Source organism: Thiohalocapsa sp. (assembly GCF_019695415.1).
GTDB lineage: Bacteria > Pseudomonadota > Gammaproteobacteria > Chromatiales > Chromatiaceae > Thiohalocapsa.
In genome coordinates, this window is record NZ_JAIFKJ010000171.1 from 1 (window position 1) to 14322 (window position 14322).

General features: G+C 67.6%; 16 protein-coding genes. 13 read left to right on the forward strand and 3 right to left on the reverse strand.

Going from position 1 to position 14322, the window contains the following annotated elements; translation table 11 throughout:
* Window positions 1-404 precede the first annotated feature (404 nt).
* The 10 genes from I6U14_RS04625 (at window position 405) to I6U14_RS04670 (ending at window position 9361) form a co-directional block, all read left to right on the forward strand.
* The gene (locus tag I6U14_RS04625; protein WP_296897261.1) at window positions 405-1280 is read left to right on the forward strand and encodes an NAD(P)-dependent oxidoreductase; all 876 of its coding nucleotides are present in this window, start codon (window positions 405-407) and stop codon (window positions 1278-1280) included.
* Window positions 1281-1360: 80 nt separating this feature from the next.
* Entirely contained in the window at window positions 1361-2053 is a 693-nt protein-coding gene (locus I6U14_RS04630; protein ID WP_296897263.1) for a hypothetical protein, read from the forward strand.
* 240 nt (window positions 2054-2293) lie between these two features.
* Complete coding sequence (gene mdoH / locus I6U14_RS04635) at window positions 2294-4138, forward strand: glucans biosynthesis glucosyltransferase MdoH (protein WP_296897265.1); 1845 nt, start codon at window positions 2294-2296, stop codon at window positions 4136-4138.
* Window positions 4139-4140: 2 nt separating this feature from the next.
* Window positions 4141-4929, forward strand: coding sequence for an FkbM family methyltransferase (locus tag I6U14_RS04640; protein WP_296897267.1), 789 nt, complete (start codon window positions 4141-4143; stop codon window positions 4927-4929).
* A gap of 38 nt (window positions 4930-4967) precedes the next feature.
* Window positions 4968-5957: a zinc-binding alcohol dehydrogenase gene (locus I6U14_RS04645; RefSeq protein ID WP_296897269.1), complete on the forward strand. Its 990-nt coding sequence runs from the start codon at window positions 4968-4970 to the stop codon at window positions 5955-5957.
* A 161-nt stretch (window positions 5958-6118) separates the two neighbouring features.
* Entirely contained in the window at window positions 6119-6523 is a 405-nt protein-coding gene (locus I6U14_RS04650) for a 6-carboxytetrahydropterin synthase (protein ID WP_296897270.1), read from the forward strand.
* Between the two features lie 76 nt (window positions 6524-6599).
* Complete coding sequence (locus I6U14_RS04655; RefSeq protein WP_296897272.1) at window positions 6600-7652, forward strand: glycosyltransferase family 4 protein; 1053 nt, start codon at window positions 6600-6602, stop codon at window positions 7650-7652.
* Window positions 7645-8562, forward strand: coding sequence for a class I SAM-dependent methyltransferase (locus I6U14_RS04660; protein ID WP_296897274.1), 918 nt, complete (start codon window positions 7645-7647; stop codon window positions 8560-8562). The genes I6U14_RS04655 and I6U14_RS04660 overlap by 8 nt, the downstream gene beginning before the upstream one ends.
* The gene (locus I6U14_RS04665) at window positions 8559-8822 is read left to right on the forward strand and encodes a transcriptional antiterminator, Rof (protein ID WP_296897276.1); all 264 of its coding nucleotides are present in this window, start codon (window positions 8559-8561) and stop codon (window positions 8820-8822) included. Before I6U14_RS04660 ends, I6U14_RS04665 begins: the two co-directional genes overlap by 4 nt.
* The gene (locus tag I6U14_RS04670; protein WP_296897277.1) at window positions 8819-9361 is read left to right on the forward strand and encodes an inorganic diphosphatase; all 543 of its coding nucleotides are present in this window, start codon (window positions 8819-8821) and stop codon (window positions 9359-9361) included. Before I6U14_RS04665 ends, I6U14_RS04670 begins: the two co-directional genes overlap by 4 nt.
* 44 nt (window positions 9362-9405) lie before the next feature.
* Here I6U14_RS04670 and I6U14_RS04675 read toward each other — a convergent pair whose 3' ends face one another.
* From I6U14_RS04675 to I6U14_RS04685, 3 genes are all read right to left on the reverse strand, one after another.
* A complete protein-coding gene (locus tag I6U14_RS04675) occupies window positions 9406-9957 on the reverse strand; it encodes a hypothetical protein (protein WP_296897278.1) in 552 nt (183 codons plus the stop codon).
* A 116-nt stretch (window positions 9958-10073) separates the two neighbouring features.
* Window positions 10074-11132: a cyclopropane-fatty-acyl-phospholipid synthase family protein gene (locus tag I6U14_RS04680; protein WP_296897279.1), complete on the reverse strand. Its 1059-nt coding sequence runs from the start codon at window positions 11130-11132 to the stop codon at window positions 10074-10076.
* Between the two features lie 171 nt (window positions 11133-11303).
* Window positions 11304-11549 (reverse strand): hypothetical protein, encoded by a 246-nt coding sequence (locus I6U14_RS04685; protein ID WP_296897280.1) that lies wholly within the window; start codon window positions 11547-11549, stop codon window positions 11304-11306.
* A 336-nt stretch (window positions 11550-11885) separates the two neighbouring features.
* Between I6U14_RS04685 and I6U14_RS04690 the strand changes: the two genes are divergently transcribed.
* The 3 genes from I6U14_RS04690 to I6U14_RS04700 are packed head-to-tail and all read left to right on the forward strand — an operon-like array spanning window position 11886 to window position 14100.
* Entirely contained in the window at window positions 11886-12173 is a 288-nt protein-coding gene (locus tag I6U14_RS04690; protein WP_296897281.1) for a ferritin-like domain-containing protein, read from the forward strand.
* A gap of 49 nt (window positions 12174-12222) precedes the next feature.
* Window positions 12223-13491 carry a hypothetical protein gene (locus I6U14_RS04695; RefSeq protein ID WP_296897282.1) on the forward strand — a complete coding sequence of 423 codons (1269 nt, stop codon included), beginning with the start codon at window positions 12223-12225 and terminating at the stop codon, window positions 13489-13491.
* A 39-nt stretch (window positions 13492-13530) separates the two neighbouring features.
* Window positions 13531-14100 (forward strand): hypothetical protein, encoded by a 570-nt coding sequence (locus I6U14_RS04700; RefSeq protein WP_296897283.1) that lies wholly within the window; start codon window positions 13531-13533, stop codon window positions 14098-14100.
* The last annotated feature ends 222 nt before the right edge of the window (window positions 14101-14322 follow it).

Sequence of the window (14322 nt, forward strand, 5' to 3'; positions counted from 1 at the left end):
CACCCGCCATTTTCGGCGACGTCAGTCGCTTAAAATGACGGAGCCGGGAAACCGCCCAATCGCTGCACAGGCCCGGCGCCGTCCGATTTTGGGGCAAGACGCCCAATAAATCAGCATCTCCTTAGATAATGCGGACCCCACGGGCCAGACAGCCGGAGGGACGACATAGGCTTCGGTTTTGGGATTCTTCGAGTCTGCCGCTGCTCCCTGAATGGGACGGGGAACGGGACGGGGAACGGGACGGCGAACGGGTCGCCCGCATGCTGCGTTTGACTAGGTGGGCGAGGGGTGGCCCTGATCTCTACTCTACCGGTTACAATTTCGGATCTAGAATCACTCCGGGGCCAACCCGCATCGTCCATCCCGGCCAGCCCACCAACCCCGAATGTCCAGCGAGGCAGCTCATGGAAGTTTCCGTTCTTGGCACCGGACTCCTTGGTGGTGAGATCGCCATCAGGCTCAAGGACCAGGGCTTCGCGGTGAGCGCCTGGAACCGCACCGCGCAGAAGGCGGCTCCGCTTGCCACCGTCGGCATTCGGCTGCCGGAGACGGCCGCCGGCGCCATCGCCGATGCCGAGCTGGTGCTGCTGCTGCTGGCGGACGCCAATGCCATCGAGGCGACGCTGTTCGCCACCGACTCCTTGCCTGACCTCGCCGGGCGCACCGTGGTGCAAATGGGCACCATCGCCCCGTTGGAGAGTCAGGCCCTGTCGGAGCGCGTGGCCGCCGCGGGCGGTGCCTATCTGGAGGCGCCGGTGCTCGGCAGCCTGCCGGAGGCGCGTGCCGGTAAGCTCCTGGTGATGGCAGGCGGCGATGCGGCGCTATACCGGCGCTGCCTGCCTGTGCTCGAGGCACTGTCGCAGGAGCCACGGCACATTGGGGGCGTCGGCCAGGCTGCGGCGCTCAAGCTCGCCATGAACCAGCTCATCGCCGGGCTCACAGCGAGCTTCGCGCTCAGTCTCGGCCTGGTCCGTAAGGCGGGGTTGGACGTGGAGCAGTTCATGGGCATGCTGCGCGGCAGTGCACTCTACGCCCCCACCTTCGACAAGAAGCTCGACAAGTACTTGCAGCACGACTATGCCAGCGCCAATTTCCCACTCAAGCACCTGCTTAAAGACGTCCGCCTGATGCAAAGCGTGATGGGCGAGGCCGGCATCGATACAGGCCTGCTCGAAGCGGTGGCCGCAGCGGCCGAACGTGGCATCGCCGCTGGCTATGGCGACATGGACTATTCGGCCCTGTACGAAGCATTGAATCAGGGGCCGGGCGCTGGCCGCTAGGGACGTGGCCTCTCGATCAGTGCCGAAATGCGTTCACCGTAATGCACGCTCTTCTCAGCCCTCAGCCCTCAGCCCTCGCCATGGACCTTCCCTTCACCCATCACCCCGGTCGCCGCGAGCGTCAGCTGCGCCGCCGGCACCTGAATCCGTTGTTCGCCTGGCCACCGGAGGAGGTGGCGCCGGAGGACTTACTGGAGGCGCAGAGGCTGGATCACGAGGAGCTCGAAGCCTTCCGCCAGTCCTTCCGCGAGCTTGTGCAGCGCGCCGTCGACCTGCCGCCGGACGCTGGCAGCGACCCGGTGCTGGAGCTGAAAGCAGACCTGGAGCGCCACTACGAGCAGGCCTGTGGGCTGCCGGAGGATCAGTCGGAGCCCAAACAGGCACTGGCCAAGCTCATCGGCGTCATCATGCGCACCCTGCAGCGGCATACTGGCGACGACCCCACGGCGCAGCAGGAGCTCGCCGACGAAGCCAATGCCCGGCAGATCCACTTCCGGCTGTTGGAGCAGCCGCTGGTGGCGGACCTGCTGCATCCGGAAAGCCCCATTCGCCCGCAGGACCTGACACCCGCGCTGCTGACGGCGTCCGACGCGGAGTTCGATGCCGCCTGCGAGCTGTTCGACGGCCCACAGCTCGCGGTCATCGTTGACGAGGCGGACGCGCTGCAAAGGCGGCTCACCGAGCGTGGCGCGGCAATCGAGGGCCTGCCCGCGCGTCTGGCGCAGCTCCACCGTACCGTCGCCGCAGCGGGTGGCGGTGCGCGCCGCCATTGAGCCCGCGGCTTGTGCTCTGACGATCAGCCTGCGGCCCAAGCGCCATACACCGCGCGCGCGCCCTGGACGGGGTGCGCTACGACCCTGCAGCTCTGTACAGAGCGCTTGCAATATTAGGGATGTTCCTCATTACCCCTAGGAGCCGGGTCGGGCGGTCATGCGCCCGACCGGCGAGGGCTTCGCCGCTGCCGCGGTGGTCGCCCTGCGCCATCCCCCCACCCGAGCCTAGGATGTTGTGCCATGCGAAGACCGCAGCCCCTGCCGGCGGTCGGCGAAACGGCCGACCGTGAGTCCCCCTGCGCCGTCGGATTGCCCGTGCGCCGGCGCCGGCAGTTATTCGCGCTCCTGGTGGCCGCCACCCTGTTGGTCGCCACGGGCCTGATGGTCTGGACCCTGTCCGCCGGCGGCTTCAGTCCTCTGGATACCGCAATGACCGCCCTGTTTGCCTTGACGGTGCCATTCAACGCTATTGCCTTCTGGAACGCGGTCATCGGCTTGGTGCTGTCGCGCACCAGCCCCGACCTGGCACGCACGGTCTGTCCGCCGTTGCTGGACGCCACAGATCGCAGTCCCATCACCACCAGCACGGCGCTGCTCGCCTGCATCCGCAACGAGGATGCGGCCACCGTCGGCCGCAACTTGGACGTACTGATCGAGGGGCTGGTGGCCTCCGGTGCAGCAGAGCATTTCCAAGTCTACGTGCTGAGCGACTCCCATTGGCCGGAGGTCATCGCTGCCGAAGAGGCGCGTATCAAGGTCCTCACCGAGCGCTGGCACGACCGGATGGCCGTCACCTATCGACGGCGAGCGGACAACCCCGGTTTTAAGGCCGGCAATATCCGCGACTTCTGTGAGCGCTGGGGTCACCGGCACGACTTCATGCTGGTGCTGGACGCCGACAGCCTGATGGCGGCCGACGTCGTGCTGCGCATGGTGCGCACCATGCAACAGGCCCCTCAGCTCGGCATTTTGCAGTCGCTGATGGCGGGGCTGCCCACCACCAGCGCCTTTGCGCGGCCGTTGCAGTTCGGCATGCGCATGCTGATGAACGGATTCACCGCCGGCAACGCCTGGTGGCAGCAGGACGTTGGGCCCTATTGGGGCCATAACGCGCTGATTCGCCTGAGGCCCTTCATCGACCACTGCCATCTGCCGCCACTGCCGGGCAAGGGGCCGCTGTCCGGCTGGGTCTTGAGCCATGACCAGGTGGAGGCCGCGCTCATGCGCCGCGCGGGCTACGAGGTGCGGGTGATGCTGCTGGAGACCGGCAGCTGGGAGGAGACGCCGACCACGCTGACGGAATACCTGCGGCGCGATCTGCGCTGGTGCCATGGCAACATGCAGTACTTCAAGCTGCTGCGCTGGCCCGGCCTGCATCCGGTGAGCCGGATGAACCTGCTGCTCGCGACCGGTGGCTTCATCGGCTCCACCGCCTGGGTACTGCTGATGCTGCTGTTCGCACTGCCCCTCGCCTTCGACACCGGCCCGACATTCCACCCGGGCCCCGGGCTTGCGGTGTTTTTGCTCAGCATGGGCATGGCCTTTGCGCCCAAGATCGGAGCGCTGCTGGAGGTGGTGTTGGACGGCGATCGCCGGCTGCGCTTCGGCGGCGGACCGCGGCTATTGGCAGGGGCCGTCGGCGATATGGCCTTCTCTGTGCTCATGGCGCCCATTCTGGCGGTGGCCCACGCCTTCTTCATCGCCGGTCTCGCCTTTGGCCGGGCAGCGGTGTGGGGGGCGCAGCGCCGGGCGGTGCATTGGGTGAGCCCGCCTGCAGCGTTGCGCCGGCTCTGGCCGCAGACGCTCTTCGGTGCCTTCGGCGTCGGCTGGTTCGCCTGGCTAAGCCCGCCGGGAGCGCTCTTCTTCTCGCCCTTCTTCGCCATTGCCCTGGCGGCCGTGCCCATCGCGGTGCTGACTTCGATCCCGCCACTCGGTCGGCTCGTGGCCCAGATCGGTCTCTGGCGCATCCCGGAGGAGACGGCGCCGGCGCCTGAGGTGGCGGCCCTGCATCTGGCGGCGGTGCCCGGACAGCCGCGCCCGACGCCGGCGCGGCTCCGCGAGGCCGCGGCCGAGCACGCGGACTGAGCATGGCCGGCGGTTCGCCAGCACCCGCCTGGGTGCGCTGGCCGCGGTTGCCGGCGCCCATACGGGGCCTGCTCGGTGTGCTGCGCTCCGTGCGCGTCTACCACAGCCCGCAACGCCGCGGCCCGTTGGACCGCATGCATGCCCGTTTCGCCGGGCCTGGCGACCTGGTGTTCGACATCGGCGCCCATGTAGGGGATCGGGTGGCGAGCTTCCGCCGGCTCGGGATGCGCGTGGTGGCCGTGGAGCCGCAGCCGCAGCCGGCGCGCCTGCTGCGGCTGCTGTACGGGCGCGACCGACAGGTGAGCATTGTCCAGGCTGCCGTCGGTGCCGCGCCCGGCAGCGTCGACATGCACCTGAACCTGGACAACCCCACCGTCAGCACCGCGTCCGCCGATTTTATCGAGGCCGCCGCCGACGACCAGGCGTGGCAGAATCAGCGCTGGGAGCAGCGGGTGCGGGTGCCGGTCACTACCCTCGACGCCCTGGTGGAGCGCTTCGGCTCGCCGCGGTTCGTGAAGATCGATGTGGAGGGTTACGAAGACCAGGTGCTCAAGGGCCTGAGCCATCCGCCACCGGCCTTCTCCTTCGAGTTCACCACGATTCAGCGCACGGTGGCTCGGGCGGCCCTGGCGGAGTGCCGTCGGCTCGGTGTGCGCCGCTTCAACGCCGCCCTCGGCGAGAGTCAACGTCTGCTGCATGCGAGCTGGGCGGACGTTGACGGCATCCGAGCCTGGCTGGATGCCCTGCCGGCCAGCGCCAACTCCGGCGACATCTACGCGCTGCGCGCCTGACCGATGCCGCAGCGCGATCGAATAGGCACCGGAGAGCCATGACCGAGGCCGTACAGGCACGGGCGTTCTGGGTCACCGGCCCACAGCGGGGTGAGATCCGCAGCGAAGCCCTACCGCCGTTACCGGCGGACTGGGTGCGAGTCAAGACACGCTTCTCCGGCATCAGCCGCGGTACCGAGTCTCTGGTGCTGCGTGGCGAGGTGCCGCCGAGTGAATACGCGCGTATGCGTGCTCCGTTTCAGGCGGGCGACTTCCCGGCGCCCGTCAAGTACGGCTACATCAGCGTCGGCGAGGTCACGGCGGGTCTTGAAGCACTGCGGGGGCGTTTGGTCTACTGCCTGTATCCGCACCAGGACGTCTACCAGGTGCCGGCCGCGGCGGTGGTCCCCCTGCCCGCTGGGTTGCCGGCTGGGCGTGCGGTACTGGCGGCCAATCTGGAGACGGCCATCAACGGGCTTTGGGACGCCGCCCCCCGCGTCGGCGACCGCATCGCCGTCATCGGTGCAGGCACTCTGGGCTGCCTGGTCGCCTGGCTCGCCGCGCGTGTGCCGGGCTGTGCCGTGGAGCTCATCGACACCAATCCGCGACGGGCGCGAATCGCGCCCGCCTTGGGCGTCGACTTCCGAACACCGGACACGGCGACGGCGGATGCTGACCTGGTGATCCATGCCAGCGGCAGCCCCCCGGGGCTGGTTACGGCGCTCGGGGTCGCCGCGTTCGAGGCGACTGTGCTCGAGCTCAGCTGGTTCGGCGCCAAGCCCGTGTCGCTCCCGTTGGGAGAGGCCTTCCATCAGCGTCGGCTGCGGCTGGTGTCCTCGCAAGTGGGCACTGTGGCGACAGCCCAGCGCGGGCGCTGGGATCACCGCCGCCGCCTGGAGCTGGCGCTGTCTTTGTTGGCGCAGCCGGCGTCCGCCCAGCTCGATGCACTGGTCACAGACGAATGCGCCTTCGAGGCCCTGCCGGACGTGCAGGCGCGTCTGGCCACGGCGCCTGGGGAGACGCTGACACAGCGCGTCCGTTACGGCTGACAGGTGGGGGCCTGAGGGCTCTGGATGGCTCGTGTGCTCGCGCTGGTGGGGGGCTTGCCGTTAATCTCTTGGCTTCATCGACTTAGGCAAGCACCGAATTATGGACGTTCCCCGTGCGGGGCAGGATGCCCAATAGATCGGCAACTACTTGGGACCCCAGCATGTACAGCCTCACCGTCCGCGACCACATCATGATCGCCCATAGCTTCCAGGGCGAGATCTTTGGCCCGGCCCAGCGCCTGCATGGTGCAACCTACGTGGTGGACTGCGAGCTGCGGCGCCCGGAGCTGGACGCCGATGGCCTGGTTGTGGATATCGGCAAGGCCTCCGCCGTGCTCGGCGAGGTGCTGGGTGCGCTCAACTATCGCAACCTGGACCAGGAGCCCGACTTCGCCGGGCAGAACACCACCACGGAGTTCTTGGCCCGGGCCATCTTCGAGCGCATGGCGGCGCGCATCAAAGCCGGCGACCTCGGTCCCGGTGCCGCCGGACTCACCGCGATGCGCATCACGCTGGCGGAGTCGCATGTGGCATGGGCCAGCTACGAGGGTGCGCTCGGCGCCTGACGCGGGCCCGATCGGACTCCGGGACCGCGCGACCCGATCTGACGCCACCTCCATGCCCCCGAGCCCGCCGCGCGCAATGGAAGAGCCCCTGTACCTGCTGCTGCCGGGCAGCCTCGAGGCACTCACCGGCGGCACGCGCTACGACAAGCGGATCGTCCAAGCGCTGCGGGCGCAGGGTCGCGCGGTTTTCGTGCGAAGCTTGGACACGCGCTTCCCGCGCCCGTCGCCGCTGGCGCTCGCCGAGGCGGATGCTGTGCTGGCCGGGCTGCCGGCAGGGGCTTTGACGGTGGTGGACGGCCTTGCCTTCGGCGCCATGCCGGGCATCGCCGCCCGCCATGCGGCACGACTCCGGCTCGTGGCCCTGGTGCATCACCCATTGGCGTTGGAGACGGGTCTGGACCCCGCCGAAGCGGAGCGCCTGCGCGTTATGGAGGCCCAAGCACTGCGCCATGCTTGGCGCGTCGTGGCCACCAGCGTCCACACGGCACAGCTGCTCGCGGACTACGGCGTGCCGTCGGCGCGCGTGCGCGTGGTGGAGCCCGGCACGGACCCGGCGCCACCGGCGGTTGGCAGCACTGGCAGTGGGGGCGAGCTGCGGCTCATCTGTGTCGGCAGCGTCACGCCCCGCAAAGGGCATGGGCTGCTGGTGGAGGCCCTGGGCGGACTCACGCACCTCGACTGGCGGCTCGACTGCGTCGGTAGCCTCGAGCGCGACCGCGATCTGGTCGCGGCGCTGCGGGCGCGCATCGCAGCGCTCGGCTTGGACGAGCGGGTGCGTCTGCTCGGCGAGCTGGGCGCTGCGGGTCTCGCAGGCTGCTACCGCCGCGCCGACCTGTTCGTGCTTGCGAGCCTGTTCGAGGGCTATGGGATGGCGTATGCCGAGGCCCTGGCGCGCGGGCTCCCTGTGCTGGGGACCACGGGCGGCGCCATCGCCGATACGGTGCCCGCGGATGCCGGGATACTGGTGGCACCGGGCCGTGTTGACGAGCTCCACGGAGCCCTCGAGCGACTGCTCAGTGATGCCGAGCTGCGCCGACGGCTCGCTGACGGTGCTGTCCGCGCACGACGCCGGTTGCCGGATTGGTCGACGGCAGCGCAGCGCTTTGCCGCGGCCGTTGCCGATGACTGACTTCAGCGACGACTGGCTGGCCTGCCGCGCACCCGCGGATTCCGCCGCGCGCGCGGATGAGCTGGTACGGCGGCTCGCCGTCCTGCCGCGGGCGGCCGACGGCACATGCCGGGTGCTGGACTTGGGCTCCGGCACCGGCGCTAACCTGCGCCATCTGGCGCCGCTGCTGGCGGCGGCGGGTCATGATCGCCAGCACTGGACCTGTGTCGACCATGATCCGGCGCTGCTCACCCGGCTACCCGGGCGCATGGCGGAGTGGGCGACCAACGCAGCGATGGCGTGTCGAGCGACGAGCGCAGGGCTGCTCATCGCCGGCGGGAACTGGCGGGCGTCAGTCCGGACCCTGCGCCTGGATCTGTGCGCTGGCCTATCGGCACTGTCGCTGCCACCGGGCGGCTTGGTGACGGCCTCCGCGTTGCTCGACCTGGTGTCGGTGACCTGGCTCGACGCCCTGCTGGCGCGTTGCCGGGCCGCACACTGCGGGCTGCTGTTTGCGCTCACCTACGACGGGCGGTGTACCCTGTCGCCTGAGCACGCCGAGGATGCCCGGGTTGTCGAGCGGGTGAATGCCCACCAGCGCACAGACAAGGGCTTCGGCCCGGCGCTCGGACCGGCGGCGGCTGCGACGGCCGCGGCGCGCTGCCGGGCGCTCGGCTGGTGCGTGGAGACAGCGCAGAGTGACTGGGTGCTCGGCGCCGACATGCCCGAGCTACAGTACGCGCTCCTCGGCGGCTGGCGGGATGCGGCGGCGCAGATGACCTCGGCCGAGGGCGCGGCGGCCGCGTCTGCAGCCTTGGATGCCTGGTTGAGGGCGCGGCGCGGCTGGGTTGAGGCAGGCAGCTCCCGGCTGCGGGTGGGGCATACGGATCTGGTCGCTTGGCTTTGCGAGGGGAATATTGCTGCGACATGAGCGAGTATCAGCCCATCGCCTGCGCGCGTCATGAGGCATTGGAGCTCGCGATCCTGCGTGGTCAGTGGCTGCGGCTCAGGCTGCAGGATGCCGCAGCGGGCTGCGAGCTGCTGGCCCTGCCCCTCGACATCGGCGCCGCTGACGGGGCGGAGTGGCTGCAAGCGCGCGATGCCGACGGCCAGGTCCACCGCCTGCGACTGGACCACATCCGCAGCGCGACGCCCGCGGACGCTGCAGCTGGCAAGTTCGCAGCGTCATGAGCCCGGACCGCTCCCCGTGCGGCTCCGAGCGGCCCGATGCCGGCACGCCGGCCCCGCCCGCGGCGCTGCCCTTGGCCGTCACCATCGAGATTCCGCGGGGCAGCTTTCGTAAGGTGGGCTCCACAGGGCAGCTCGACTTCCTTTCGCCGCTGCCGTGTCCTTTCAACTACGGCAGCATTCGCAGCCGTGTTGGGCTGGAAGGGGATCTACTGGATGCGGTGTTGCTGGGCCCGCGTCTGAAGCCGGGCACGGAGGTGGCCGCCTACGCGTGCGGCGCCGTGCGGCTGCAGGACCGCGGTCTCTACGACGATAAGCTCATCTGCACCGTTACTCCGTTGGATGCTGCCCGTCTCGAACAGGCCAAGCGCGTGACGCTGGCCTTTTTCCGCGTCTACGGGTGGGGTAAGCGGCTGTTGAACCTCTGGCGCGGTCGGCCCGGGCGCACGGCACTCGTGGGCTGGGTCAGTGCCGAGCGCGCCTGGCGCTGCTCGCGCCCGCGCTCCTGTCTGGATTGGCAGAGGCCGCCGGTGCCGTTTTGAGCGGGATGCCCAATCGATCGGCATCTCCCTTACCCGGCCACACGTCAGAGGAAATCGCCGCCGACCGCCCGGTGGCCGAAAACGATTCGGCCGCGGCGGCCGTCGTTGAGGTCCAGCACACCGACGCCATTGCGGCCATCCATGTCGAGGATAATATTTGCGAGACCGGTGCTGCCGTCGTCGCAGTGCACGCGGAAGTCGGCGCGGGTGTCGCCGGCGAAGGCGTCATAGCGCCCGCGGCAGAGCTCGGCGCCGTTGCTCACCGTAAAGGCCGAGATGAAGGGATTGGAGACATAGGTCCCGCGGTAGATGTCGTCGGCGAAGACGAGGACAAAGGGACCGCCTGTGACCTCGCTCGGCTCCGGCTCGTCCCAACGGCTGTCGCGGTAGTGCCGGAGCACTGAGGTCATGCAGGTGTGCTGATCCTGCATGGGGATGCCGTGGCAGAGGGTGCGCGCGTACTCGAGCGGTTCGATGTTGGTGAACAGCAGGTCGTAGTTGCGCTCACCGCCGGTGCCACCGCAGCCGGCAAGCGCGCCGAGCACCAGTGTCAGCAAGGCTGGATGGGCACGACGGACGGCGCGACCGGTGCGCATGGCTGCCCCCGGCGATGGTCGATGCTGCGTCGGGCCGCTGCCGGCCCCCCCTGTACACCACCACAGGGCAGCCATCGGCATCGGATTAGGGGAGGCGCCGATGTGTCGGTCTCTCCTTAAACCGCAACATCCGCTGGCCGCTCGAACAGGTAATGCCCCACATACCACTCGGTACCGTCGCGGTAGCCGAAAAACTCGGCACAGCCCATGAAGAACAGCCGCCAGCGCATCCACCACAGCGCCGCCTGATCCTCGCCATAGGTCTTCGCAAGAATGGGCCAGACCCGCTCCCGCGCCGCGTCCTGCTTGGCCAGCCAGGCGTTCAGGGTGCGCTCGTAGTGGCGCCCGTTCCAGCGCCAGCGGTCGACGAGCTTCAGCTGTTGCTGAAAGTAGAGCGGCAGGTCGTCGCTCGGCATGATGCCGCCGGCGAAAAAGTAGTGGCTCATCCAGTCCTCGGGACCGGTGTCCTGGTAAGGGAACGGATGCTCGCGGTGGCAGAACACATGCATGAAGAACCGCCCGCCGGGCTTGAGCCAGCCGTGAACCCGGCCAAACAGCACACGCCAGTTACGCATGTGCTCGAACATCTCCAGCGAGACGATGCGGTCGAAGCGGCCATCGGTGTCGAAGACGTTCATGTCTGCGGTGACCACCGTTAGGTTGCCGATGCCGCGCTGTGCCGCCTGCGCCTCGATGAATGCGCGCTGGGAGCTGGAATTGGATACCGCCGTGAAGCGGCTGCCCGGGAAGCGCTCGGCCGCCCAGAGGCTGAAGCTGCCCCAGCCGCAGCCGAGCTCCAGCACGTCTTGGCCGTCCGCGATGCCGGCGCGCTCGGCGGTCAGCGCGAGCGATGCTTCCTCGGCGGCGGCCAGATCGTCAGCGCCCTCGGGCCAGTAGCAGCAGCTGTACTTGCGCCGCGGCCCGAGCACGATGTCAAAGAATTCCGCGGGTACCTCGTAGTGCTGTTCGTTGGCGCGCTCCGGCACCGCGGCGACGGGAGAGGCGTCCATCAGCGCCAGAAACTCCCGCTTGTGCGCCCAAGCCGTCTCCGGCTCCGCGCCGGGCAGCTCGTCGACCATCTTCTTGAGCCGCTGGCGAATCCCGGCACGCACCACCGGATCCGGCACTCGGCCGCGTTCTACCCAGTCGAGGATTCTGGCTTCGGAGATCGGCATGTCTGCTCCCTTGTTGCGGGTCTGGTTATGGTTGTGCAGGTATTGCCCAAGAGCCTGAGTTGCAACTGGCCTGCCGAAGCTGGTGGTGCCATCCTAACCCTGCGCTGCGCAGGGCACCGCTGCCCGAGTAGGGCAGCTGCGGCTGTTTCATTTGCTGGTGGAGGGTTTCGCTCAGGGCTCCTGCACCACCACGCGACCGGCGACCATGAAGGTGTAGAACGGGTGCTGGTTCGGCTTGGCCAGCTGCTCGTAGGCGGCGCGCAGTTCGGCCAGCTCGCGGCTGGGCAGCGTGCCGTCGGCAGAGACCTCGCCATTCATGCAGGGCTCGATGGCCAGGTCGGCGGGCGGTTTCGCAACAGCAAGGCCGCCGGTCGCCAGGCCGGTTAAGAGGAGGGCTGTCGAGAGGGACTTGTTCATATCGGTACTCCAAGGGTTAGTACATTAGCGGATACCGATATTGTGCCCTGGAGAGATGACGGCAATGTTGCGCTGCGGCATTGCTGGCGTATCTGGGTAGTTCATGTACGTCGTTGGCGTACAGTGGGTCGGCTCGAAGGTTTGGTCCAACTTGCGCCGGGCCGCCGGCAGATACGCGTCGAATGGCTCCGAGCGGGAACTGTGGCGCGTTTTCTGTCATCCTTGTGGGTGCCTGATGATCCGGCAGCGCATTGGGGGCCGGCCCTGAGGTCCTTGCCCGCCCTGGCCGTCTGCCGATGCCGCTGCATGTTCGCAACCCAACGGAGTAATCCAGCTATGGCAAACGAGGGTTACCACGAGCCCATCGACGAATTGTCCGACGAGACCCGGGACATGCACCGCGCCATCATCTCGCTGATGGAGGAGCTCGAGGCCGTCGACTGGTACAACCAGCGGGTGAACGCCTGCAAGGATGCGGAGCTCGCCGCGATCCTGGCGCACAATCGCGACGAAGAGAAGGAGCATGCGGCGATGCTGCTGGAGTGGATCCGCCGCAAGGACCCGAAGTTCGACGGCGAGCTCAAGGACTATCTCTTCACCAGCAAGCCCATTGCGCATACCTGAGTGCGGACAGCGCGGCATCGTTGTCTGACCGCCCCGAGGAGTAGTGATCATGGCTGATTTCCACCAGGAACCGCAGATCACGACGCTGCATGCGCTGTATGAGGCTTTCGATAAGGACAACTACCTGAGCAACCTCGAGCGCAAGCTCGAGGACCATGCCCGCCACACCCACGTCAGCCTGCTGTTGCCGTCGCTGCACAGCGAGATGAGCAACGCCGGGGTGCTGGACCGCATCGTCGAGCGCATCGCCGAGGTGCGCTATCTCAAGAGCATCGTCGTCGCCCTTGGCGGTGCCGGGGAAGAGGCCCAGTTCCGTGAGGCGCAGTCCTATTTCGGCCGCCTCGCGACACCCGAGCGTGCCGTGCGGGTCGTCTGGATCGACGGCCCGCGCATCCAAGACCTGTTGGCGCAGATGGCCGAGCGAGAAATCCCCACGGGCGAGCAGGGCAAGGGCCAGTCGGTGTGGGTGACACTGGGCTACCTGTTCGCGCGCGACGAGGCGGACATCGTCGCGCTGCACGACTGCGACATCGTTACCTACAGCCGCACCATGCTGGCTCGGCTCATTGAGCCGGTGGCCAATCCCAACAACGACTTCCAGTTCTGCAAGGGCTACTACGCGCGTATTTCGCCCACCGAGCGTTCCATGAAGGGCCGTGTGACCCGGCTGTTCGTCACGCCTTTCGTGGACACTCTCTCGCGCATCATGTGCCAGCAGGGGCTGCCGGAGCTGCAGCGGTTCTTCGACTATCACCGCAGCTTCAAGTACCCGCTTGCGGGGGAGTTCTGCTTCACGTCCGACCTTGCTCGGGGGTTGAACATTGCGTACGACTGGGGGCTGGAAGTGGCGACGCTGTCGCAGGTATACGACCAGCTGACCCGTCGGCAGGTGGCGCAGATCGACCTTGCGCCCAATTATGAGCACAAGCACCAGGAGCTCTCGCCGGACGACACCAACCAAGGCCTGCACCGCATGGTGGTGGATATTGCCAAGTTCTATCTCACCTACATGCGCTCCCACGGCGTGCCGCTGGACGACTCCTACGTGGACATGCTGCTGCACACCTACTACCAGAACGCACTCAAATACGTGCGCAAGTACAGCTACGACTCCGACGTCAACGATCTGCACTACGATCTGTACGAAGAAGAATCCGCCGCGAGCCATTTTCGCGGCTTCCTCTGGGATGCCTGGATGCAGAGCAAGGGTCCGCAGGAGGCGAAGCTGATCCCGTCCTGGAATCGCGTGGCCTACACCTTCCCGCAGATTTACGACCGGCTGCTGGAAGCGGTAGAGGCCGACAACGCCCAGCACTGAGCACGCCAGAGCGCCCGCCAGCCTGAAGGAGAGTCAGACGTGTCCGTATCCGACGAAAAGCTCGACCGCAAGCGCTTCATCATCTACCAACTGCCCTACTTGGTGCTCTACGTGGCTGCGCTGGTTCTGGTGGCGATGACGGCGCACAACGCCGCTGAGATGAGCAACTACTGGCAGCTGTTCATCCCGCTGCTCGCGTTGGTGTCCATCCTCGGCGGTTGGCGGTTCGCCGGCGCCACCAGCGCCGAGCGCTGGACCTATATTCTGCGGCAGGTGTTGCATTGGGGGGCGCTCATCCTCGTTATCCGCCTGCTCTACGCGCACGCGGTGCAGGACTTCTTGAACGACGAGCAGGATGCCTTCGTCACCATCTATGTCATCGGTCTCGCGGCTGTGTTGTCCGGCATCTATCTCGACTGGAAGATGGCCCTTTTCGGCGCCTTTCTGCTGCTGAGCGGCGTCACCATCGCGTGGCTCCAGGACAACTTCATGTTGCTCGCGCTGACCATCGGCGGAGCGGGTATCGTCGCCATCGCAGTCTCCCTGCTCGTCCGCGGGCGACTGCCGGGTCGGGCGGCGGGCAGCGCCGGCTCGGGCGCGACCGCCTGACGGCAACGGCGCACATCGCCGGCCCGGGCGTCCCCGGCCGGCGGGAGCCGCGCTATCGCGCGAAGGCCAGTGGCAGGGTGGCGTGCTAGGGGTTGCTCGGCTCGATGTCGGTGGGACTCCCGACGCCACGTGCGGTTTCGGTTTGAGTTGGAAGCGACCCGCTCAGAGGTGGCTGTCCAGATCGGGCAAGGTATCTTCATAACGATAGCCGACACCATACAC

Coding starts and splice junctions, on each gene's coding strand:
- I6U14_RS04625 (WP_296897261.1), top strand. CDS start 405: ATGGAAGTTTCCGTTCTTGGCACCGGACTCCTTGGTGGTGAGATCGCC.
- I6U14_RS04630 (WP_296897263.1), top strand. CDS start 1,361: ATGGACCTTCCCTTCACCCATCACCCCGGTCGCCGCGAGCGTCAGCTG.
- mdoH (WP_296897265.1), top strand. CDS start 2,294: ATGCGAAGACCGCAGCCCCTGCCGGCGGTCGGCGAAACGGCCGACCGT.
- I6U14_RS04640 (WP_296897267.1), top strand. CDS start 4,141: ATGGCCGGCGGTTCGCCAGCACCCGCCTGGGTGCGCTGGCCGCGGTTG.
- I6U14_RS04645 (WP_296897269.1), top strand. CDS start 4,968: ATGACCGAGGCCGTACAGGCACGGGCGTTCTGGGTCACCGGCCCACAG.
- I6U14_RS04650 (WP_296897270.1), top strand. CDS start 6,119: ATGTACAGCCTCACCGTCCGCGACCACATCATGATCGCCCATAGCTTC.
- I6U14_RS04655 (WP_296897272.1), top strand. CDS start 6,600: ATGGAAGAGCCCCTGTACCTGCTGCTGCCGGGCAGCCTCGAGGCACTC.
- I6U14_RS04660 (WP_296897274.1), top strand. CDS start 7,645: ATGACTGACTTCAGCGACGACTGGCTGGCCTGCCGCGCACCCGCGGAT.
- I6U14_RS04665 (WP_296897276.1), top strand. CDS start 8,559: ATGAGCGAGTATCAGCCCATCGCCTGCGCGCGTCATGAGGCATTGGAG.
- I6U14_RS04670 (WP_296897277.1), top strand. CDS start 8,819: ATGAGCCCGGACCGCTCCCCGTGCGGCTCCGAGCGGCCCGATGCCGGC.
- I6U14_RS04675 (WP_296897278.1), bottom strand. CDS start 9,957: ATGCGCACCGGTCGCGCCGTCCGTCGTGCCCATCCAGCCTTGCTGACA.
- I6U14_RS04680 (WP_296897279.1), bottom strand. CDS start 11,132: ATGCCGATCTCCGAAGCCAGAATCCTCGACTGGGTAGAACGCGGCCGA.
- I6U14_RS04685 (WP_296897280.1), bottom strand. CDS start 11,549: ATGAACAAGTCCCTCTCGACAGCCCTCCTCTTAACCGGCCTGGCGACC.
- I6U14_RS04690 (WP_296897281.1), top strand. CDS start 11,886: ATGGCAAACGAGGGTTACCACGAGCCCATCGACGAATTGTCCGACGAG.
- I6U14_RS04695 (WP_296897282.1), top strand. CDS start 12,223: ATGGCTGATTTCCACCAGGAACCGCAGATCACGACGCTGCATGCGCTG.